We start from the raw sequence: 20,718 nt of genomic DNA, 5'->3' as shown, positions 1-20,718 counted from the left end.
CGTGGTTGATGTCCACTGCCCACAGCGCTTCCTCGGACAGCGCCAGGACGTCACCGATCAGCTCCAGCAGCGCGGACTCATCGTTCAGGACCCGCTCCGGGCAAGGTGATGGGATGTCGGTCCAGCTGCTGATCCGTCATGATCGCGCCATGCGTACTCCATACGCGTTCCGCGCGACCGACAACTGGGCAGGCGGCTTCTACGATCCGGCCATCAGCACCTGCGGTAGCTGGGCTGTCGCGATCGCCAGCGGCGGGACCGTCTCACTGCCGGCTTGCGCCGCTTCCTTGATGCCGGGGATTCCGTGTATCGCGGGCGTATCGAAAATCGCATACGCCACGGCAACAGTCTTCCGTCTTCCATGGCGGCATGGACCACAGCGCATCACTGTCAGCCCCAGCCCGTCGTACGCGCAGGATCGTGATCGTCAGTCTGGCGATCCTCGCTGTAGCGATCGCTGCGTTCGGCCCGGTCGACGCGGTACTGAAGATGTTGTCCATGCCGATGCACAGACCGGAATGGCACGTCTGGGTCGGTACGTTCAATGGCGTGGCACTCATCACGGTGGCCGCAATGCCGTTGGCCGCGCTGGCGGTGTGGGCTCTGGCACGCCGTCGGAGTGCCGCCGGCATCACGTCGGCGTGGCGGATGTCGCTGGCCGAGGTCGGCATCGTCTACGGGACGGTGCCGTGGGTCTGGATCATCATGCTGCCGGGCGACGAGGCCGGCGCCGTCGTGAGCCTGGTACCGCTGCGGGACCTGCACGCGGTCCTCGCCGCCGGGGCGACGTTCCAGATCGTCGGCAACCTGCTGGTGTTCGCGGCGCTGGGGTTCCTCGCCCCGGTGCGGTTCGCGGCGCTGGCGTCGGTACCGCGGATCCTGGCGCTCGCGGCCGGCTGCTCGGTCCTGGTCGAGGCCGCGCAGTACGTCCTGCGGCTGAACCGGGTGTCCTCCGTGGACGACGTACTGCTCAACACCGCCGGCGCCGGGCTGGCCGCGCTGGCGTCGCGCCTTTGGTGGTGCGCTACGGCCGGAGAGTCGTCGGACCGACCTCGATCGGCCCGGTAGCGGCACGCTGAGCCGCCCGCGGTACGCCGGTCAGCGGCCCTGGGTGGTGGCCGAGGCGCACAGGGAACCGTGGTTGGCGCTGAGATCGATCATGGTCCGCTGGTGGCCGCAAGGGCGTTGAAGCGGTTCGCATATTCGCGGCGGGCTTTGCGCTGTGCCGGGATCGCCGAGGCGGCGTCGAGCGGCCGGCAGCGGCCGAGGAGTGCGCGGTGGACCTCGGCGACCTTGCCCGGCATGTCGAGGGTGACCGACAGTTCCGGGGCCGGGGTGTCCTGGTGGCCAGCGGTGTACTCGGGCATGAGGTCGGCGACGGCGGTCCGGATGGCGCCGCGGCTGACGTCGTGTTCGCGGGCGAGGCCGGGGATGGTCTGGCCGCCCAGGTACGCGGCGTGCATGGCGTCGGTCTTCTCGTCCTTGACGGCCGGGCGGCGCCCGCCCTTGTTGCCCTTGGCCTCGGCGGCCCGCAGCCCGTCGTAGGTCAGTTCCCGCTGGAGGTCCCGATGGAGTTCTCCGGCGGCCGCGAGGGTCTGCACCATGAACTTCACGGTGGACAACAGCTCTCCGGTGCGCGGGTGGCGTGCGGTGAGGTCCATCGCGGAGAACGCGCCGTCGTGGATGCGCAGGGCGAGGCGGCCCTGGTGCAGGACGTCCAGCACGTCGAGGATGTGCTGCGTGCCTCGCACCAGGCGGAACATCTCGGAGATGTGCACGGTGTCGCCCGGCCGCGCGTAGGTGAGCAGCTCGCCGAACTTCGGGCGCTGGAGCGGGATCCGACCCTAGCTGTCAGCAACCCTGTCATCAGCCGCCATCGGTTCTGATTGGATCCGTGCCGCCGCGAGGCCCCGGAATGTCCGGGTTCATTGGACACCCGCCGCCCCTGTCATCAAACGCAAACGAAGAAGAGTCGAAAATACTCCGAGACGGCGTCGGAATCGAAGCCATGGGGATTTCAGGCCCCTGCTCTCAGTGCTCTTGTCGCAGATTTACTGTGGTGGCCGCGCATCAATTCCCTGATTCGTTACCTGTCGGTGTGCGGGGCTGTCGCGGGTAGTTCCACCGTGATGCGGATCCCGCCGGCAGAGCGCGGGGTGAGGGTGAGTGTTCCGTCGTGTGCGTGGGTGATGGTTTTGACGATTGCCAGGCCGAGGCCGACGCCTGCGTGGTCGGCGTGTATGCGCGCGGTGCCGCGCTGGAATGGTTCGGTGAGTGTCGAGGCCAGCTGTGGGGAGATATTCTCGCCAGTGTTCTCGACAGTGAGCACCACACTGTTGGGGCGGACGCTGGTATTCACCCACACGATGCCCTGTTCAGGCAGATTGTGGACGATCGCGTTCTGCACAAGGTTCGTAGTCAACTGCAGGAGGAGGGCTTGCGATCCGATCACGGGGGTGATGTCGCCGGAGGTTTCGATGGTGACGCCATGCTTTTCCCCCAGGGGGAGGAGCGTTTCAGTGGCTTCTTCCGCCATGAGGGACAGGTCGACGTGTTCTCGGGTGAAGGACCGCTGATTGGCGCGGCTGAGCAGGAGCAATGCTTCAGTGAGGTCAATCGCCCGGGTGTTGACGGCGTGGAGGCGGTCGATGACTTCGCCGGTGTCGTGGTTCGGATCGGTGCGGGCCACGTCGAGAAGTGTCTTCGAGATCGCGAGCGGGGTGCGCAACTCGTGAGAGGCGTTGGCTGCGAATCTCTGCTGTTCGGCGACGTGTGCTTCGAGCCGTGCGAGCATCGTGTCGAAGGCGTCGGCGAGGTCGCGGAACTCATCTTTGTGGCCCGGTAGCCGGATTCGGTGGGAGAGCGATCCGTTCGTGGCCATGCGTGTGGCGTCGGTGATGCGGGTCAGCGGGGCGAGCATCCGGCCGGCGAGGATCCATCCTCCCACGAGGCCGAACGCCAGCAGGAATACCAACACTGCGGCTGCCCTCGGAGCGAAAACGTGCAGGAGGTTGGACCGGACGGGAAAAACATCATGAGTGGGGGTGCCAGTGGATCCCGGGACGATGAGCGCACGCTCGGGGACGTAACGCAGGAGGAACACCCACACCGCCGCGAGCAGCAGGACGCCGGCAAGCATGAGGAATCCGGCGTAGCTGAGGGTGAGTTTGAGGCGAACGCTCAACCCAGGTGCTCTATCCACGCTCGCCTCCCTCGTGTCCGGCCTCTGGTTGCGTGTCGATGCGGTAGCCGACGCCGGCCACGGTGGCGATGATCCAGGGTTCGCCGAGGCGTTTGCGCAGTGCCGAGACCGTGATCCGCACGGCGTTGGTGAAGGGGTCTGCGTTCTCATCCCACGCCCGTTCCAGTAGTTCTTCGGCGCTGACGACACCGCCTTCGGCAGCGACGAGGACTTCGAGCACGGCGAACTGCTTCCGGGTGAGCGCGACGTAGCGGTCGTCCCGGTAGACCTCGCGGCGGAACGGATCCAGGCGCAGACCGGCGATCTCCCACACGGGTGGCCTGTTGTGTGCGCGCCTGCGGTCAAGCGCCCTGAGCCGCATGACGAGCTCTCGAAGCTCGAACGGTTTGGTGAGGTAGTCGTCGGCGCCGAGTTCGAACCCGGAGGCCTTGTCGTCGAGCCGGTCGGCTGCGGTGAGCATGATGATCGGCGTGCCGCTGCCGGAGGCGACGATGCGTTTGGCGATCTCGTCGCCGGAGGGGCCGGGGACGTCTCGGTCGAGGACGGCGATGTCGTAGGCGTTGATGCTCAGCAGTTCCAGAGCGGTGTCGCCGTCACCGGCGATGTCGGCCGCGATCGCTTCCAGGCGTAGGCCATCGCGGATGGCTTCCGCCATATAGGGTTCGTCCTCGACGATCAACACACGCATGCCCTCGATGCTACGAGCCGGCGCATATCGTCGGCATATGGAAAACCACAGACGTGCCGGCAACACCGCGCTGTCTTGACTGGCGGGATGACTCGAACCCCACCATCAGCACGAACAACGACCCGCCGGATTCGCCGGCTCCTTGTCGCAGGCCTGATAGTCGTCATAGCACCGCAGCCCTCGGCTACCAGGTGCCGAAGTCCTCGTCCCCCTCGGCCATATCACCCTCGAATACTCTTCGCAGTGAGCACCGTGGTGCGCTCGGCGAGGCTGACGGTGTCGTCCCCGACAGCGTGACTGTCTTCGATGACGCGATTCCGGCTGTGGCCAATCTCGATCCAGGTCTGCTCAAGGCCCTCCGCCAGGCTGCAACGGATGCCGCGGACGACGGAGTCGAGTTCTACGTCACTAGCGGCCGGCGTTCCCCGGCGTACCAAATCAGATTCTTCGCGAGGCGGTCTCCAAGTACGGGTCTGAAGACGAGGCCGCCCGATGGGTGGCCACCGCGGCGACGTCTCCTCACGTGTCGGGGAGGCGGTAGACATCGGGCGCTCCGATGCGACGGCGTGGCTGTCCAAGCATGGTGCGGAGCACGGGCTGTGCCAGATCTACAGGACCGCACGTTCCAAGATTGGTTGAGAAACGGCTTCTGATGCCTCAGGCATTGTGGCCATGCGCTGGGCACGGGGGTCCGCAACCGGGATGATGAGTGAGTTGGATGCGGCGATCTCCCAAGGAGAGTGGCAGCTGATGAGAGCGTGTGTGGTCGGGGCCGGCCCCGGCGGAATCGTCACCGCCAAGGTGCTGCTGGAGAACGGCTTTGACGTCACGGTCTTCGACAAGTACCAGCAGGTCGGCGGGATCTGGTCAGCAGAGGGCTGCTACGACGGGCTGGCCAACCAGGCCGCGCTTCGTCTCTTCGAGTTCGCGGACCTGCCCAACCGCTTGCACTTCGCCGGTGCGGTGGACACACAACGCTACCTGGAGAACTACGCCGAGACCTTCGGTGTGCTGGACCGCGTCCGACCCGGCACCGAGGTGATCTCCATCCGGCCAGTGGATGGGCCCGGGCGGGTGGGCGCCTCCGGCTGGTTGATCGAATCCCGGCCCGCTGGGGACAAGGCGGCGGAGGTTCATCGCGAAACATTCGACTACGTCGTTGTCGCCAGTGGGGCTCATCATCATGCCCAACTGCCCGAGCTGCCCGGGCGTGAGTTGTTCCGCGGGACCGTGCTGCACTCCAACGAGGTGCGGGCCGGGACATTCGCCGGCCGGCGCGTGGTCGTCGTGGGCGGCGGCAAGTCCGCATTGGACCTGATCACGCGCGCCGCACGCGAGGCGGCCTCGGCCACCATCGTGCAGCGCAAGGTGAACTGGATGATCCCCGAGCGGCTCCTGCTCGGTCTGGTCGGCTACAAGTGGATCCTGTTCACCCGGATCGGTGAGGCGCTCCTGCCCCGCTACCACGATCCGGCCTGCGTCCGTCCGATCGACCGCATCGACGAGCGGGTCAAGCGAGCTCTGTGGTGGCTCGTCACCCGCGACATGCTGATTTCCACCGGGCTGTACCGGCTGCCCAGGCAGCTGCGGCCCGCTCACGCGCTCCCCTTCCACCTGGCCCACGCGGGAGTGATGCCACGCGGCTATGCGCGGGCCATCCGCCGCGGCCTGATCGCCCCCAAGATCAGTGCTGTCGAGGCGTACACCGACAAGGGGCTGCGACTGGCGACCGGCGAGGAAGTGGCGGCGGATGTCATCGTGTTCGCCACGGGCCACCACAAAGTCTTCCCGTTCCTGGATTCGAGCGTGCGAGTGCACGATTCCGCCGGGCGGCTGCGGCTCTACCGAGGCATCGTGCCACCCGGCGCCGACCGGCTGGGATTCGTGGGATTCCGGCAGGTCTTCAACAACATCATGGGCGTGGAGCTCACCGCGCACTGGCTGACCTGTTATTTCCGGGCGACGCTGCGCACCACCCCGGGCGAGCAGGAGATGCGGCAGGCCATCGACGCTCGCCTGGCCTGGCAGGAGCAGGTGCTGCCAGGCTCCGGCGGCTACGACTTCGGCCCCTACGACATCCACTGCGCGGACGAACTCCTGCACGACATGGGATTGCCATCCCGCCGCGCCGGCAACCTGCTGGCCGAATACCTGCTTCCCGGCGGAGTCGCACACCGCTACGCGGGCCTGACTCGATCGAGTTCGGCGAAATGAACGCGGAGCATGAAGCGGCCCGACGCCACGCGAGCCCCCGCTGACCTGCCGAGGCATGCACGCAGGAGCGGGTTGACGGCGTCAGCATCGGTGAGTACCGCCGTGAACCGAGACTTGCTTGTCTGCAAGGTCAGGGCCGATGGCCGGCCCGGACTGCCGACGAGAGCCGTGGCAGCCGGTGGGGCCGGACGCTGACAGTCGGTGACAGCCGTTCCGCATGTCGACGCCTACCGCCCATGTGGCGATCGGGGTCTTCATCGGCAGCGGGCCCGGCACCGAACCCCGGGTCGGCCCTTGCTGCCGCGTGTCCTGGTCCCCGGCTGGGCTGGGCCTGTCTCTCTCACTGCCTGGCCCCCCGCGCACCAGGGGGTTGGCAGGCTCGACGCGATCAGCATCAGCGGACAGCAACCGGAGTTTGCGCGGGGAAGCCACCAGCCGAACCGGAACCGGGGCCCGCGTCCGCCTGTTGCCTGAGTACCTCTTCCGCCGCACTCGCGGCATCGTCCGCCTGCTCAAACGGTTGATCGAGGACGGCTGCACTGAGGCGATCGAGTCGAGGGCCGAGGAACTGCCCCCTGAGCTGCTGTCCGTGATCCCCACCCGCCTCGGCAACATCGCCGACCGCGATGCGGCCGCCGGTGAGATCCCGGACATCCCCGAACCCGAACCGGGCCCGGTGAAGAAGCCTCGCAGGAAGGCCGCAACAAGGTCTTCGACGACCAGGGCGGGAAGACGGCTGATGCCTGGCATTCCGGACGTCAGCGAACTCCGGCCATTGCCTCGGAGCCTGGACCCGCTGGAGGGCGAGGCGCTGTCCGGCTACCTCCTGAGACTGGCCCACCGCCCGCACATCGACCCTCATGAGCTGCTCTTTCCCACCGGCCTTGCGCGAGGCTCCGGGTGAGGCGGATGGGCCCGACGCTGTTGCCGATCGGACCGAGAGCGTGGCCGGTCGGCCGACGCGGTCCCCCGGGGCGTCCGCATAGCGTCGTTCGCACCAGGCCACCGCGCCCCAAGGGGAACGTTCGATGGATCAGCGATTGACGACTGGAACCCACACCGGCGCCACGGCCATGGCCGGAGCGACCACAGAGTTCGAGCCCGACGTCATGGACCTGTTCGTGGAGACACTGCGCTCCGCGCGGTCAGGCGCCAGTCGGCGGCCGTGGGGACGGACACCCTGTTGGCCGCGCTCGTCATGGGGGACACGGACGCCGGTGCGGCGATCGCCCCCGGGATGCGGAAGGCCGGTGCGCTCAGCGGCATGATCCCGGGCCCGCCGTCGTCACCCTGGACGCGCTACCGCTTACCGCCAATCGGCGTCCTGCTGGAGAACGCTGCCGCCGCGCCATCGAACCCCGGCGTAGCCGCGCATCGCCGACAGCGGTCGCACTTCGCCGATTGCACGCGTGACGATCGAGCCGGCGAGTTCAGCAATCACATCGGGCCCCAGCCCTGTGATCTGCCGGCTTCGGATGATCGCTGCGCGTACCGGCTCCCACCACACAGACCATGATCAACGATCGCAGTCTCGACGCGCCACCGCCGGTCATGCACGAGCCCGTCAGGCTCTCGGACCAGAGGTGGCGTTGCCGCTCTCTGGAAATGGGTCTGCCCACGGATAAGGCCGTCTGCCGGTTCCCTTCCTGGGCGACTTCACGTTTGGGCTACAGCTTTTGTGCGATGCCTCCGAAGTCGTCGACCTCCGGGGGTGCGCCGGATCCGGCCTTCTCGGGCCGCCACCGGGAGACCGATACCAGGCCGGGGTCCAGCAGCTCCAGGCCGTCGAAGAACCGGGCGAGCTGGGCGGGGCTGCGGTTGATGCGCGGGTTGTCGCTCGCCTGGTTCCACTGGTCGATCATTTCGCGCATCGCGCGCGGGTTGAGGACTTCGGTGTCGTCGCAGAGCACGAGGTAGCTGCCCGGGGGCAGGGCGTCCATCAGGCGCTCGACGATGGTGTAGGCGGTGTCATCGGTGATGTGGGCGGTGATGCCCAGCAGTATGAGCGCGATGGGCTTGGTGAAGTCCAGTGTCTTGGCGGCAGCCCGCAGGATGGTGTCGGGGTCGCGCAGGTCGGCGTCGATGTAGTCGGTGGCGCCTTCGGGGGTGCTGGTGAGCAGCGCCGCGGCGTGTGCCAGTACGACGGGGTCGTGGTCGACGTAGACGATCCGCGTCTCGGGGGCGATGCGTTGCGCGACTTCGTGCGTGTTGTTGAAGGTGGGCAGGCCGGTACCGACGTCCAGGAACTGGCGGATGCCGGCCTCGCCGGCCAGGAACGTGACAGTGCGCTCAAGGAACGCCCGCTGGGCGCGGGCGATATCGACGATCTCGGGGTTCATCGCGCGGATCTGATCGCCGACAAGCCGGTCCATCTCGTAGCAGTCCTTGCCTCCGAGCCAGTAATTCCAGATCCGGGCGGAGTGCGGGACGCTGACGTTGATCAACGAAGCGTCATGCTTCATGGGAACTCCCGAGTTGGACTGATGTCACCACACAATCTAAGGCTCTCCGGCGCCAAGCACGGGCGATCGCGTGCCGCCTGCCCAGCCAGGTGCTGCCCGCCCCCCGGTCCCTGGGAATACGGCCGCCGCCCTGGCCGAAGCCCGCACCGTCCGCACCGTCCGCACGGTCCGCCCGTGACTTGGCGGCGTCGCGCGGACGGGGAACCGCGGTCGCGTTCGGCGAGTCCCACTCTGTAATGCAGCTGTATAAGAGCAAGACGGGAATGATCGGTTTGCGGGCGCTGACGTGGCCGCGGGCCGCGGTGGTCGCCCTCGCCGCTCTCGGAATCCTGACGGGGTCCGTCACCTGGGCGGCCGGGGACGAGGCGGGTGAGCGGCGGAGGGTCAGCCTCGACGGGACCGGGGTCACCCGTTACCTCACCGAACCGTCCGAGGAACGGTCCGAGGGCGAAGGGAGCCCGCCGGACCCGGTGTTCGGGTTCAGCTTGGCCGTCTCGGAGGACTCGGGAACCTCAGGAGACTCAGGGGTGCGGCCGGCTTCCGGGCGTCAGCGCGTCACGGTCCGTATCGATATCAGCCGCCTGTCCGGCGTCGCTGTCGTCGACCGGCTTGCCAAGTCCTGCCGGCGTGAGAAGGCGCGGATCACCTGCTCGTACGACGTACGGGTGGGGCAGGACCCGATGCCGGTACGGCCGTTCGACCTGCGGGCTGCTCCGGGCAGCGCGTCCGGGGACAGGGGGAAGGTGACGGTCACCGCCAACGCCGACCCCGCAGCCGGAGCCGCAACCGACTCGGCAGCCGGGGCCGCCGTCACGCGGTCCACCGATGTGGTCGTCGGAGTACCCCGGCTCCTGGTCCGCGGTCAGCTCGCGCGCGAGCGGCCCGTGCCCGGGGCGGCGATGCCGTTCGGTCTCGCCGTGCGCAACACAGGGAAACTGCGCGCGGAGAACGGGTTCGGCATCAGCTTCACGTCCGGCGAAGGCGCTCAGCCGGCCCGTGGGTACCGTAACTGCGGCTACGACGACACCTTCCCCACGGACGGGCAGTGCGAAGTCGCCTACCCGTTGCGACCGGGGGAAACGGTCCTTCTGGACCCCTCACTGACGTTCCGGATACCGAAGGACGCGCTGTACGTCTCGCTGAGCTATTCGGCCTACGCGATCGGCGGTCCCGACGACCCCGACCTGAGCCCCGAGGGTTCCCACAAGGAGTCCAGGAAACGCTGGGGAACCTGGCGCGCGGGGGAGGGAGACGATCCGGTCCTCGCGGTCGAAGGAACGCGCGTGAGCGGGCGGTTTGAGCAGTACGGCGACGACCTGGCCGAGGTCGACTCGCATGTCGACATCGCTGCGACGGCTGATCCCGTCCGGGCGAAGGAGGGCGAGACGGTGCGCGTCGGGTTCGGCGTGCGTATGCGCTGGCCCGACGGCAGCAAGGCGCACCACCCCAACCACATGGAGTACGGAGTCCGGTTCACCGCACCCGAGGGCACGCGCGTGGTCGGCGTCCCCATGGACGAGGACCTGGAACTCTGTACGGTCAAGGGCCGAGAGGTCAATTGCCCCTGGGGAGTGGAGGACGAATACATCAAGCTGCGGGTGGAGCGTAAGGTGCCGGGTGCCGTGGGCCAGGTACAGGTCGTTCACGCGCGTGAACACTCCGCGCATGACCGGGTACGGACGAACGACGCCGCCGACGTACCGATCCGGGTCACCGGCGTGACGGCCACCCTCCGGGCACGGCGGATCGCCTCGGCCGCCGTCCCCTACGCCGTCCCCCCAGCCGCACTGCTCGTCGCGGGCCTGGCCTGGCACGTCATCCGCCGCCGGTCATCGGAACCCGTGCCCGACTCCGAAACGCCTTGAGCACGACGAAGCCGCACCCGGGCGGTGCGCCAGGCGGGACCATGGACGGCCGGTTCGACGCCCCAGCCGCGAGCAGCACCGCGACGACCTCGCCGCCCTGCCCGGCGTCGCCTCCGACCGCCGCGACCGGGTGCGCTACCGCAACCTCCTGTCGGGCGCGCACTTTGGTATCGCCCGTTCCGCGCCGGCCGGCCCTTGGTCGATGTCCGCAGATCGCGCTGCGCGTGCTGGTGGCGGGGTGGTCGGGTACTCGGGGGCGGGCCTGCAACCAGAAGACGGCGCGGCGGTGGCTGCATCGCTTCAGCCGCTCCGGCTTGGAAGGGCTTGAGGATCTGGGTGGTCAGGGTCGCAAGCGGACACCAGCCCGCCCGACGGCGCGACGGTCGTCGGCGTCGACGAGCCCCGGCGGCCAAGGCTCAGCGAGGCTCAGCGAGGCTCAGGAGAACTCGCGGGATGCCGCATCTCCTCGGCAACCCGCCGACATGTGTCCCTAGAACACGCCCTGGCCCCCACCCGGGGGACCACTCCGCACTTTCGCACCTTGACTCCGGATCGTACGAGCCGCCGGCCCGGGACTGGGCCACAACGCGTCGCGAGCCCGGTGGCGTCAATCCCAGAGCTTGTACGTCACCTCGGGATCCAGATTCGATGGCCTGCCATCGGTGAACACGAGGTGCAGCTGCGAGTATCGCTGTTGTTCAGGCTGCTTCTCCCACGCCTGTGGGCGCTCGAGCCGGACGATCACGGGGTAGGAGTGGAACTTGCCCGCAGCACAGTAGGGCTTGCAGTCGTTCACTACGTTGAGCCCGCTGCCCGTGGCAGTGGCTGGGCCCCAGCTCATCCACTTCAGCTCGGTGAGCCCGCTGTTGCCGTCGCCGCAGGCGATCAGGAACTTACTGGGACGCACCTGCGGCTTCGAGAAGCAGTCGACGACCACGACCTGATCATCCGGCTGTGACACCGTGGATGTGGCAGCGGAAGCGGGAGCGGATGCTGGTACAGCGGCTACCGCGAGCGACGCAGCGGCATAGACCAGGGCCACCGCCTTCAGCTTGAGTCTGTACATATCTGCTCCCAGCCATCTCTCCCGAGCCACGTGGACTCCGACACCTGGCCGCCGCACCGCGTGCGCTCCGCCCACCCCGGAGCACACGCTGAATGGCGCTGCCGACCTTCTTCGAACGGTTGACTCGTGTATCGACGCTACGGCCCCACGCGGGGACGCACCACCTCAGCCGCTTCAGGCCCGGTCGCGGCGCCGGACGCACTTCAGGGCAGCGGCCTCGGACGGCCATGCTCATCGACCTCGACGCCTCGCCCGGGTGGCCAGTGAGCGGGGCCGTGCGCCGGTGTTCGCCTGTGATCAGCGCTGTTCCAGGGTGGTCGGGATGGCAGCGGCGAGGGTGTCGGTGATCTGTCCCGGGGTGGGGGCGATCACGGCGGGCAGGCGCAGCAGGTAGCGGGCCGGCGCAGGCAGCGGTGCGTTCGGCGCCGGGGCCGGCGGTCAGGGTGGGGGCGACCTGGGCGGCGAAGATTTCGCGCATGTGGCGGTGGTGGTTGTCGGCGAGCGACGCGGCTTCGCCGGTGACGGGGGTCATCGCTCGATCTCGTAGTGGAGGTGGGTGACGCCGGGCGCCGGGACGGCTTCCACGAGGCGGAGGCGCACGTGCTCGGGGAGCCACTGGAAGAAGGGTCGGCCGCCACCGAGCAGGACCGGCACATGGTGGAGGACCACCTCGTCGACGAGTCCCGCCTTGAGCGCCTCGGTCACGACGCCGCCGCCCATGAGGCAGACGTTCTTGTCGCCGGCGGCCTCGCGGGCCGCCGCGGCCCGCCAGGGCAATGTCCTGGTCTCCCGCCTGATCCACCGGGCCCACGCCGAAGCGGGCTGGTTCCTGTACGCCCCGGCGTGCGCGCTCGTCGAAGCCGATCGCGCCGGGTGATGAGGAGCTCCCGCCACCGCTGACGCGTGAGCTGCTCTTCCCTCCCGGAATCCTTTCCTCGGCGGCACCGCATGTCGCCTTCCGCCGCCGCCCCATATGGGCCATCATGGGCCGCTATCGGCCGATAGCAGTCTGCGAAGAGGTGGCTCATGGCAGGGCTCCGGATAGGACAGGGTGTACTGCGCCGCAAGCCCATCGAACAGATGGAAGAAGGCGCTCCCAGCGAGCAGCTCACCAGAACACTCGGCCTGGCGCAGCTGACGGCCATCGGTGTCGGCGGCATTATCGGTGCCGGAATCTTCGCCCTCGCCGGGGCGGTCGCGAACGGTACGGCCGGGCCCGCGGTGCTCGTTTCGTTCCTGATCGCGGGCGTGGCGAGCGCGGCCGCAGCCTTCTCGTATGCCGAGTTCGCGGGCATGATCCCGAAGGCAGGTTCGGCGTACACCTATGGCTATGCCGTGCTCGGCGAGCTGGCGGGCTGGTTCATCGGCTGGGACCTGCTGCTGGAGTACACGGCGATCGTGGCGGTGGTCGCCATCGGCATCTCGGGCTACTTCGGCTTCCTCCTCGGTGCGATGGGGATCGACCTGCCGGCATGGATGCTGGGCGCGCCGGGAACCGGCGAGGGGCGTGAGGTCGATCTGTTCGCGATGATCCTGTGTCTGTTCACCGCGTACCTGCTCACGCTCGGCATCAAGAACGCGGCCCGGTTCGAGACGGTCGTGGTGGTGCTGAAGGTCCTGGTCGTCCTGCTGGTGATCGTCATCGGTTTCTTCCACATCGACACGTCCAACTACGACCCGTTCTTCCCGTACGGCGTCGGCGGCGCGTTCACGGGTGCGGCGACCGTCTTCTTCGCCGTGTTCGGGTACGACGCCATGTCAACGGCGGCCGAGGAGTCCAAGGACGCGCAGCGGCACATGCCGAAGGCGATCATCTACTCGCTGGCGATCTCGATGGTGCTGTACGTGCTGGCCTGTCTGGTGCTGACGGGTATGCAGAACTACACGGAGATCGATCCGGAGAGCGGGTTCTCCACGGCCTTCGAGTCGGTGGGGCTGGGCGGTCTCGCGAACCTCATCGCGGTGGGCGCGATCATCGGCATTCTCACGGTGATGTTCACCTTCATGCTGGGCGTGACCCGGGTGTGGTTCTCGATGAGTCGCGACGGGCTGCTGCCGCACTGGTTCGCGAAGACGCACCCGACGCGGCATGTGCCGGTGCGGGTGACGTGGATCGTCGGCGTGGCGTCGGCGCTGCTCGCCGGGTTCCTGCCGATCGGCGAGGCGGCGGAGCTCACCAACATCGGCATTCTGCTCGCGTTCGTCGTGGTGTGCATCGCGGTGATCGTGCTCCGTTACCGGCAGCCGGACCTGCCGCGGAGCTTCCGCTGCCCGGGAGTACCGTTCGTGCCGGCGATCGGTGTCGTGTTCTCACTCTGGCTGATCACGTTCCTGGCCTGGCAGACGTGGCTTCGGTTCCTGGTGTGGCTCCTGATCGGCCTGGTGATCTACTTCGGGTACTCGTACCGGAAGTCGAACCTGGCGAAAGAGGAGAGCGGGGCCGCACCGAAGCAGCCGTGACGTGACCGGCCGCGGCGCGGCGCACGACCGCCGGTCCTCCCGGCCGTCGCGGGTGTCGAAGCACGGGCCAGGGCCGCCGAAGACGGCGGGGCCACCGCAATCACGCTCAGCGACTCCATCGCGGGTGCTGACGTCTTGAGCTCTGGCGAGCTGCGCCTCGGCGGCGTCTTCGGGTGCTCCGGCCCGGGCATCAAGCCGCTCGTGCTCGCAGCCGTCTACACGTTGCGCCGCCGGGGCTTAGACCTGCCGATCCTCGGCTGCGGCGGGGTGACCGGCGGCGCCGACGTACTCGCCTACCTCAGTGTCGGGGCGGCAGGCCCGACCGTTTCCCCTCCGGAGGGACGGTGCGCTTCGGGAGTGCAAGAGCCGCGCTGCACCGTCGGGTTTGCCACGGATCAAAGTGATCGTTTGATGCCGGGGGCCACGCAGCTTCGTAGTCGGGCTCAGGGCTGTGTCGATCTGGATGACGATGCTGGAACTACGTGCCGGGAAGGGGAACTGGCCGGATTCATGGTGCGGGTTGGTAGGTGACGGTCGTGCCGGGGCAGGCCTGGGCGAGGTCGCGCAGGGCGGCCTGCTCGGCTTTGTCGGCGGCCAGGTTCCAGCGGAGTTTGGTGCCGGTCCATTCCGCGGCGTACCGGCAGCGGACCTCTGCGAGGGGTGGGATCCATGGGGTGGGGTCCTTGTCGGCCTTGGCCCGGTTGGAGCGGGCGGTGACGGCCACGAGACCGCTGTCCCATGCTTCGGCCAGGGGTGTCATGTGGTCGACATCCGGGCCGGAGGCCGCCGTTACCCATGCTCCGTCGTAGTACGAGAACCACCGGCCGCCGGACAGGCGGCAGCCGGGGCCGACCGGTGGTGCCTCTATGTTCTTCGTCAAGCGTGCAGGTGGTTTCGGTCCGGGTTCGATGTTCTCGGTGGGGCCATGAGAGTGTCTGGTTGTGTCGGACGCGATGAGCGGGTTGCAGGCGGCCTTGGATGAGGCTTTGTCCCCTTCGTGGTCGCTGCGTATTCGTGCCGGGCGTGACCTTGCTCCCTTCGCTGATGTTCCTGTGGCTGCCGAAGTGTTGGTGGATCTGCTGCTGGACGTTGCGGACACGGCGGTGACTCGACAGACGGCAGAGGCCTTGGCCCGGGTAGGGACGATGGCCGCGGTAAGGCTCATCGCTCTCGCACTTGCCGGGGCCGACGACAGCCATGCCGATTGGATGCAGACCGGGGTGCATGACGCGCTCGTGGGACCGGACAGCGTGCCGGACGTCGCAGCGGTCTGCGAGCGGCTCGCTCGGGACGCGGAAGCAGCTGTCCGCCGGGGCGCCGCGGAGATCTTGGCGTGGGCGGACGACGCAACACGTTGATGGCGGTTCCGACGGCTGCTGAATCGCTGCGTTGGTGAGTCGAACTGCCGGTGGGCCGGTTCAGGCGGCGGTCACCCGGGGGACGCGGGGTTCGTAGAAGGTGCCCGAACCCGAACCTGGTCTGTTCACCCTCACCCAGCCGGCACCGGCCGTCTCAGAGACCGACGCAAGCTGAAGCGTTCGAACTGGCTCGACGGCCCTGTTCTAGGCCGGCGGGAGGTGCGTGGTGCGACCCTGCCGCGCGGCTGTGCGCAGCGCTGCGATGACGGCCGTGGTCGTCGGGTTCGCGGTCCGGGTGTGCCGCGTCGCGGCGAACAGGAGGCGCAGGATCGGGTGATCCTTGATGGGCGCCGTGCGGATTCCGGGTGTGGCCGGGTCGATGGCCGTTCGGGGGACGAGCGCGGTGGCGAGGCCGGCCCGTGCGAGGGTGAGCTGGGCGGCGATGTCGGCGGTGATGTAGCGCGTCGTGGGTGTGAAGCCGGCCTGGTGGCAAGCGTGCAGGATGGCCTGTCCGCAGTCCGTGGTCGGCGGCGGCACGGCGAGGCTGTGCGTGGCCAGTTCCCGCAGGGCGACGGGCCGCTCGCCGGCTTGGTTGGCCGCGGTGACGACGAGCAGCGGATCGTCGAGCAGCGGCGAGACCTCGATGCCCCGGGGCGCGGTATCGGGCAGGTGGTGATACCGCTGTCCCAGCACCACATCGACGGTGCCGAGCGTGAGTTCCCGCAGTTGCGCCTGGTCGGTGACAAGACAGGTCACGGTGAGCTGCGGGTGGTGTGAGCCCAGTGCGGTCAGCGCGGGGGCCACGATCCTGGCGACGGTCGACGGCAACGCGGCGAGCGTGGCGGTGGCGCCGACCGTGCCCTTGACCGCCGCGAGGGCGCTCTTGGCTTCCTCCACGGCGGCGAGGATCCGGTCGGCGTGTTCGAGGAGCACCCGGCCCGCCTCCGTCAGTGCCACGGTTCGCCCGTCGGGGCGCAGCAGATCGACTCCCACGTCGTGCCTCAGCGCGGACAACTGCTGGGACACGGCACCGGCGGACAGCGCCAGTGACTGGGCGGCCGCGGCGATGGAACCGCGGGCGGCGACGGTCTTGAGCATGTGCAGACGGCGGATATCCAGCATGACTCGATAGATTACCTAAAGGGTTTCATCAGAAATCATCCCCTTGACCTATTGAGTCATGGTGAGCGACCTTCAGCGCATGGAAATCTTCGACTGCGTCGCTGCAGTTGCCCGGCCCATCCACGATTTCGGTGACGAGTTCATGTCCGACGAGGCGACCGCCGCCGTCGGTCTGCGTGCCGGGTTTCCCCCAGGGCGCGGCTTCTACTGCCGCGGACGATTCGGGGTACTCGGCGAGGCACCGGCCCCGGTGGTCCAAGCGGTACAGGGTTTCCTCGGCCCTCACCTGGTTACCGCGGGCTGGCTGGCGGGACGGTCCGTGATGCCGGCGGAGGAAGCCGCTGCCTGCTATGCACAGGCCGTCCGGACGTGGGGGCGCGCCAACATCCCCGCCGACGTCGACGTGGAGCACTTCAACCGCTTGGCACAGCAGCTGATCGACGCCGCCGACGCCGACGCACTGCCTCTGTTCGCGGGCTGGCGCGCGCAACCCTGCCCCGGCAACGACCCGGTCGGTGCGGCTATGCAGCGCATACACGTACTGCGGGAACACCGTGGCGCCTGCCATCTGGCGGCGGTGCGCCTGTGTGGGCTGAGCGCCCGAGCGGCAATGGTCATCAACCTCGGCGCCGAGCAGGCAACCCACTACGGCTGGCAAGAGCCATATCCCGTTGCCGCAACTCTGATCCCCAAATGGCAGCGTGCCGAGCAGCTCACCAATGAGCTGCAGGCGCCGCTCTACGCCACACTGACCGGCCGGCAACGTACCGAATTCGCCCAGCTCATCAACGCGTTGACCGCCTCCCTGACCCCGTGACCGGACGTTGAGAACACCAACAGGAGCACGAAGCCCAGCCGGTCGTCACCCATGACGTCCTGGGCGGAGCAACTGCAACTCGAGCACCAGGACGCGAGCGGGCATCTCGACCTCGACAACCTGACGATCTCCGTCGACACCCCCAAGGGGCCCGTCAGTCTGTCCCGCATCGGGAGCGCCGAGAACTGGATCGGTTACCACGTGATCGCTCACCTGGCACTGCACCGCTATTTCGTGCGCCAGAACCGGCCCGTGCCCCGCATTCTCATACTCGATCAGCCAACGCAGGGCCTGGTACCGCTCAGATGAAGTGAAGACTCCGATCAGGGAGCCGACAGCAGGGACCGCGCGGCCGTCGAACGGCTCTTCCGCCTGATCCACGACGTTGCGCGTGAGCTTGCTCCTGACCCGCAGGTGATTGTCTGCGACCACGTCAACCTGCCCGACCCTTGGTTCCAGGACGCCGTCGCGCACAACCGGCGGGACGGCGACAAGCTCATCCCCGAGGAATGGATCGAGACCACGACCGCCCGGAGTAACCCCTGACCTGGCGGTACGTCGTCTTCCTCCTCGCGCTCGCTGACCTGCGACAAGCACGCCACGACGACATCACCGCCTGGGCAGAACTCACCCTCACGGCTTCCTCACCGCTGTGCTGCGCCAGGAGAACCGGCTGCGGTTCCTCCAACACGCACTGACGCACGACGAAGGTCTACGCGAGGACCCCGCAGCCTTCTTCGCGGCTGGACTGCGGCTGGACTGCGGCGGGACTTCGCTGCTTTCACGCTCTGTTCCAGGGCGGCCATCAGGTCCACGGTCCCGCTGCCTTCGATGGGCACGGTGTCCGGGGCGTGGGGCGGCTCCTGGTCCTCCAGTCGGGCGGCCACGAGCTGCTCCAGGGCGTGCTGGTAGGCGTCGTGCTGCTCCTCCAGGCGGAAGTCCGCGGTGACCGCGTCCATCAGCGAGTGGGCAGAGGGCTGCGGTGGCTGCGCCCGTCGCCGGGGTCGGGCGCAGCGGTCCACCGGACGGGTCGGCCGCCGGGAACGGTTCTCTCCGTGCGCGTTGCCGTGCCGGGGCGACCGCCGCACCGTACGAGTTGATTCGTTACGCCAGGGACGCGGGTACCCGGGGCGAGAGAGGCGCGGTCAGCCGGTCCGCACCGGCCGGGACGGGCACGGCGGCGAAGATGGCGTTCTGCTGTTCCTGGAGTTCTTTCTTCCGCTCGGGGCTGGTGCCGGGGAGGCGCTGCTCCTCGTAGAGCTTGTGGGTGGCTTCCTGGGCCCACTTGCTGTCTGGGGTGTGGAACTGGACTTCGAACAGCTGTCCTGGGCGGGGGGCGCGCCACCCGGTGTTGAGTCCCTTGTATCCCTCGGTGCGGCCCCAGGTGTTGGACCACTTCGTACTGTCGTTACCCCACGAGGAGAGCAGCTGCGCAGCGGTGGTGACGCCGTCGGTGTACTGGTCCTCGCGCCACTGGAGGGTGTAGCGCACCGCGTCGCTGAGGGTGGCGAGGGCGGCCTCGGCGCTCTGCCCGGGGTGTTCCTTGAGGGAGGTGGCGACCTTCCGCTTGAGGGAGCTGGGGGACTTGAGCCGGTTCTCGAAGCCGATCACCTCAGCCCCGGCGATCCAGGCCGCGGCCCGTACCTGGGGGCTGATGGCCCGCTCGGCCCGCTTGGCGTTCTGGATGTAGTCGTCGACCCGTTCGTTGTCGGCCGGGCTGAGTGAGAGTCCGCCTTCCCCGGTCCACCCGTCGTCCGGCTGCCGGGCGGCAGCCGTCTGCGAGGTGTTGGGCTTGGCCGGCCCGGCGGGGACGGCCATGGCGGTGGAGGTGATGCCTGTGGTCAGTGCGGTGGTCAGTGCGGCCGTGATCGCGGCCCGGGTGACGGTACGGGTGATAGTCATCCGTGTGAGCCCTGCCTTTGCGTGAGGAGTCGCTACGCGCGGCACAACAGGCGGACATGGACCGAAGTGTCGTGTGGAGGGGCCGGTGGCGTGATCTTTGGCTGGATCCGTTCGTGGCAGGTGCCCGGACAGGGCGACGTCGGGCGATGTGCAGCGGGCGCGCGGAGCAGGGTGCCTGCGCGGCCCGTGATCCGCAAGAATCACGACCATCGCTGGCGGAAGAAGGCCTGATCAACGAATTGCACGACCGGCTGCGCGGGAAGGTCCGCGACGATACCGGCCCCCCCCGAAACCCGCTCCGGCCCACAACCCGAGTTACTCGTCTGCAGGTCATCGGAATCGGCACTCGACCACGTCCAGAGCATGCCGCTGAGCTGAGGTTGTGCGTGTGACTCGCGTGGGTGAGGTGTGGAGTGGGCCGACATGGCGCACCGGGAGGATCGCTGGGCGGCATTGTCGGTGATCGGTGGCAAGCGGCCTGGGCGCGCGGCGAGGTGCCTGACCGCGCGAATTGGGTCAGGCACCTCGCGCTGTGGTTGTCCTGCCGGCTATGGCGCGTCCACCAGGATGCGTCCGTCGGCCGGGGTGCGCGAGGCGGAGCCGTTGGTGTAGGCGGATTCGACGCGGGCTTGCTCAGCCGCGTTCGGGACCGCGTTCTTGCAGCTGGTGCCGGCGCTTGAGCCCGACATCAGCTGGGAGCACGGGCCGGGCTTGGTGTCCGGCAGGCCCAGACTGTGGCCGATCTCGTGGGCGGCGATGCGGGTCTTGTCATGGCCCTGGGTTACCGCCTGGCTGCCGAGTTCGACACGGACCTGGCCGCCCGGGCGGACCGGGCCAAGTGTGGCCTGCGGCCAGCCGCTGCTGGCCACGATCTGGATCTCGGCCCGGGCGCCGGGCGCGGCCTCGACCAGCTTGACGTTGTCGACGTTCGAGTTCCACGAGGAGACACCGGCCGTGATCGCCGCCTCCCAGCCGCCGGCCCGGCTGTCGTCGTAATAGAGCGTCACTGTCGCTGACGCGTTCTTCGCCGCGGCAGGCTCCGGCGCGGACGTGGCGTGCGCCGCTGTTGCCGTGGCCAGGGTGACCGCTGCGGCGGTGCTGGCTGCCTTCAGCCATATGGAGTGCGGCATTGCTGTCCCTTCACTCGTGGGGGACTCGGCTCCTTTCAGAACCGAGAGTGCGGGAGGGGCGGCGACGGTGAACTGGACCAGCGAGGTGGTCAGTTGCCGAATCTCCCGGGGCCTCAGAACCTATGCCCACCCCACCCCGTACTAGTCATGCCCCTGTCATCTATTACGGGCCAGAAAGGAACCCAACCGGATCGCTGGCCGACAGCCCAATCACCAACGGGGCCCGCATTCTTCAGCACCGGCTGCTGACCTCGGCACCCTGCCCGGCGGGCCCTCACGCCATCACCTTTCGGCGGTTGTTCCTCCCGAGAAGCCGCACGGCAGCGGCGCAGCGTTCGACAGCCCACACAACTGTGCTGGTCACAGCCACTCGTGCATGACGGCGATGGTTGCGGTGGCCTCGTAGTGGGCGGCGAGTTTGTCGCATCTCGT

21 protein-coding genes and 1 pseudogene are annotated in these 20,718 nt (G+C 68.2%); 10 read left to right on the top strand and 12 right to left on the bottom strand.

Features of this window, described 5'->3' with window-relative positions; translation table 11 throughout:
- Window positions 1-199: 199 nt before the first annotated feature.
- A complete protein-coding gene (locus ACIHCQ_RS36010; RefSeq protein WP_399672228.1) occupies window positions 200-340 on the bottom strand; it encodes a hypothetical protein in 141 nt (46 codons plus the stop codon).
- Between the two features lie 29 nt (window positions 341-369).
- On the opposite strand from ACIHCQ_RS36010, the gene ACIHCQ_RS36005 reads away from it, so the two are divergent.
- On the top strand, window positions 370-1,068 hold the full coding sequence (locus tag ACIHCQ_RS36005) for a VanZ family protein (protein ID WP_399672225.1): 699 nt from the start codon (window positions 370-372) through the stop codon (window positions 1,066-1,068).
- Between the two features lie 89 nt (window positions 1,069-1,157).
- Here ACIHCQ_RS36005 and ACIHCQ_RS36000 read toward each other — a convergent pair whose 3' ends face one another.
- From ACIHCQ_RS36000 to ACIHCQ_RS35990, 3 genes are all read right to left on the bottom strand, one after another.
- Window positions 1,158-1,778, bottom strand: a complete 621-nt coding sequence (locus ACIHCQ_RS36000; RefSeq protein WP_399672223.1) for a hypothetical protein — start codon at window positions 1,776-1,778, stop codon at window positions 1,158-1,160.
- Between the two features lie 308 nt (window positions 1,779-2,086).
- On the bottom strand, window positions 2,087-3,202 hold the full coding sequence (locus ACIHCQ_RS35995; protein ID WP_399672222.1) for a sensor histidine kinase: 1,116 nt from the start codon (window positions 3,200-3,202) through the stop codon (window positions 2,087-2,089).
- The gene (locus tag ACIHCQ_RS35990) at window positions 3,195-3,890 is read right to left on the bottom strand and encodes a response regulator transcription factor (protein ID WP_399672220.1); all 696 of its coding nucleotides are present in this window, start codon (window positions 3,888-3,890) and stop codon (window positions 3,195-3,197) included. The genes ACIHCQ_RS35995 and ACIHCQ_RS35990 overlap by 8 nt, the downstream gene beginning before the upstream one ends.
- 750 nt (window positions 3,891-4,640) lie before the next feature.
- On the opposite strand from ACIHCQ_RS35990, the gene ACIHCQ_RS35985 reads away from it, so the two are divergent.
- Window positions 4,641-6,104, top strand: a complete 1,464-nt coding sequence (locus ACIHCQ_RS35985; protein ID WP_399672218.1) for a flavin-containing monooxygenase — start codon at window positions 4,641-4,643, stop codon at window positions 6,102-6,104.
- Window positions 6,105-6,570: 466 nt separating this feature from the next.
- The gene (locus ACIHCQ_RS35980) at window positions 6,571-7,008 is read left to right on the top strand and encodes a hypothetical protein (RefSeq protein ID WP_399672216.1); all 438 of its coding nucleotides are present in this window, start codon (window positions 6,571-6,573) and stop codon (window positions 7,006-7,008) included.
- A gap of 763 nt (window positions 7,009-7,771) precedes the next feature.
- On the opposite strand, the gene ACIHCQ_RS35975 is transcribed toward ACIHCQ_RS35980, so the two are convergent.
- Window positions 7,772-8,566 carry an SAM-dependent methyltransferase gene (locus ACIHCQ_RS35975; protein ID WP_399672214.1) on the bottom strand — a complete coding sequence of 265 codons (795 nt, stop codon included), beginning with the start codon at window positions 8,564-8,566 and terminating at the stop codon, window positions 7,772-7,774.
- Window positions 8,567-8,802: 236 nt separating this feature from the next.
- Between ACIHCQ_RS35975 and ACIHCQ_RS35970 the strand changes: the two genes are divergently transcribed.
- Window positions 8,803-10,431 (top strand): hypothetical protein, encoded by a 1,629-nt coding sequence (locus tag ACIHCQ_RS35970; RefSeq protein ID WP_399672212.1) that lies wholly within the window; start codon window positions 8,803-8,805, stop codon window positions 10,429-10,431.
- Between the two features lie 607 nt (window positions 10,432-11,038).
- Here the strand turns inward: ACIHCQ_RS35970 and ACIHCQ_RS35965 are convergent.
- Complete coding sequence (locus ACIHCQ_RS35965; RefSeq protein ID WP_399672210.1) at window positions 11,039-11,497, bottom strand: hypothetical protein; 459 nt, start codon at window positions 11,495-11,497, stop codon at window positions 11,039-11,041.
- A 528-nt stretch (window positions 11,498-12,025) separates the two neighbouring features.
- Entirely contained in the window at window positions 12,026-12,217 is a 192-nt protein-coding gene (locus ACIHCQ_RS35960) for a dihydrofolate reductase family protein (RefSeq protein ID WP_399672208.1), read from the bottom strand.
- Here ACIHCQ_RS35960 and ACIHCQ_RS35955 point away from each other — a divergent pair.
- The 3 genes from ACIHCQ_RS35955 to ACIHCQ_RS35945 all read left to right on the top strand — a co-directional run bounded on the left by ACIHCQ_RS35955 (window position 12,216) and on the right by ACIHCQ_RS35945 (window position 14,488).
- The gene (locus ACIHCQ_RS35955) at window positions 12,216-12,374 is read left to right on the top strand and encodes a hypothetical protein (protein ID WP_399672250.1); all 159 of its coding nucleotides are present in this window, start codon (window positions 12,216-12,218) and stop codon (window positions 12,372-12,374) included. The genes ACIHCQ_RS35960 and ACIHCQ_RS35955 overlap by 2 nt on opposite strands.
- A 149-nt stretch (window positions 12,375-12,523) precedes the next feature.
- Window positions 12,524-13,957, top strand: coding sequence for an amino acid permease (locus ACIHCQ_RS35950; RefSeq protein ID WP_399672206.1), 1,434 nt, complete (start codon window positions 12,524-12,526; stop codon window positions 13,955-13,957).
- Between the two features lie 135 nt (window positions 13,958-14,092).
- A complete protein-coding gene (locus ACIHCQ_RS35945; protein WP_399672204.1) occupies window positions 14,093-14,488 on the top strand; it encodes a hypothetical protein in 396 nt (131 codons plus the stop codon).
- Here the strand turns inward: ACIHCQ_RS35945 and ACIHCQ_RS35940 are convergent.
- Complete coding sequence (locus ACIHCQ_RS35940) at window positions 14,466-15,056, bottom strand: hypothetical protein (protein ID WP_399672202.1); 591 nt, start codon at window positions 15,054-15,056, stop codon at window positions 14,466-14,468. The genes ACIHCQ_RS35945 and ACIHCQ_RS35940 overlap by 23 nt on opposite strands.
- On the opposite strand from ACIHCQ_RS35940, the gene ACIHCQ_RS35935 reads away from it, so the two are divergent.
- On the top strand, window positions 14,944-15,315 hold the full coding sequence (locus tag ACIHCQ_RS35935; RefSeq protein ID WP_399672200.1) for a hypothetical protein: 372 nt from the start codon (window positions 14,944-14,946) through the stop codon (window positions 15,313-15,315). The genes ACIHCQ_RS35940 and ACIHCQ_RS35935 overlap by 113 nt on opposite strands.
- Before the next feature lie 204 nt (window positions 15,316-15,519).
- On the opposite strand, the gene ACIHCQ_RS35930 is transcribed toward ACIHCQ_RS35935, so the two are convergent.
- Window positions 15,520-16,437 (bottom strand): LysR substrate-binding domain-containing protein, encoded by a 918-nt coding sequence (locus tag ACIHCQ_RS35930; RefSeq protein ID WP_399672198.1) that lies wholly within the window; start codon window positions 16,435-16,437, stop codon window positions 15,520-15,522.
- 79 nt (window positions 16,438-16,516) lie between these two features.
- Here ACIHCQ_RS35930 and ACIHCQ_RS35925 point away from each other — a divergent pair, with 79 nt between their 5' ends.
- Both ACIHCQ_RS35925 and ACIHCQ_RS35920 read left to right on the top strand, forming a co-directional pair.
- Window positions 16,517-17,254: a hypothetical protein gene (locus tag ACIHCQ_RS35925; protein WP_399672196.1), complete on the top strand. Its 738-nt coding sequence runs from the start codon at window positions 16,517-16,519 to the stop codon at window positions 17,252-17,254.
- Window positions 17,255-17,272: 18 nt separating this feature from the next.
- Window positions 17,273-17,800 (top strand): annotated as a pseudogene (locus tag ACIHCQ_RS35920) (DUF3732 domain-containing protein); the annotation flags it as partial.
- 98 nt (window positions 17,801-17,898) lie between these two features.
- Here the strand turns inward: ACIHCQ_RS35920 and ACIHCQ_RS35915 are convergent.
- The 3 genes from ACIHCQ_RS35915 to ACIHCQ_RS35905 form a co-directional block, all read right to left on the bottom strand.
- Window positions 17,899-18,213, bottom strand: a complete 315-nt coding sequence (locus ACIHCQ_RS35915) for a hypothetical protein (protein WP_399672194.1) — start codon at window positions 18,211-18,213, stop codon at window positions 17,899-17,901.
- Between the two features lie 145 nt (window positions 18,214-18,358).
- Window positions 18,359-19,156: an ATP nucleotide 3'-pyrophosphokinase gene (locus ACIHCQ_RS35910; protein WP_399672192.1), complete on the bottom strand. Its 798-nt coding sequence runs from the start codon at window positions 19,154-19,156 to the stop codon at window positions 18,359-18,361.
- 548 nt (window positions 19,157-19,704) lie between these two features.
- A complete protein-coding gene (locus ACIHCQ_RS35905) occupies window positions 19,705-20,286 on the bottom strand; it encodes a snapalysin family zinc-dependent metalloprotease (RefSeq protein WP_399672190.1) in 582 nt (193 codons plus the stop codon).
- Between the last annotated feature and the right edge of the window lie 432 nt (window positions 20,287-20,718).

Source organism: Streptomyces sp. NPDC052236, from assembly GCF_044548015.1.
Taxonomy (GTDB): domain Bacteria; phylum Actinomycetota; class Actinomycetes; order Streptomycetales; family Streptomycetaceae; genus Streptomyces.
The sequence above is the reverse complement of the archived record's forward strand: the minus strand, read 5'-3'. Positions and strand labels throughout refer to the sequence as shown.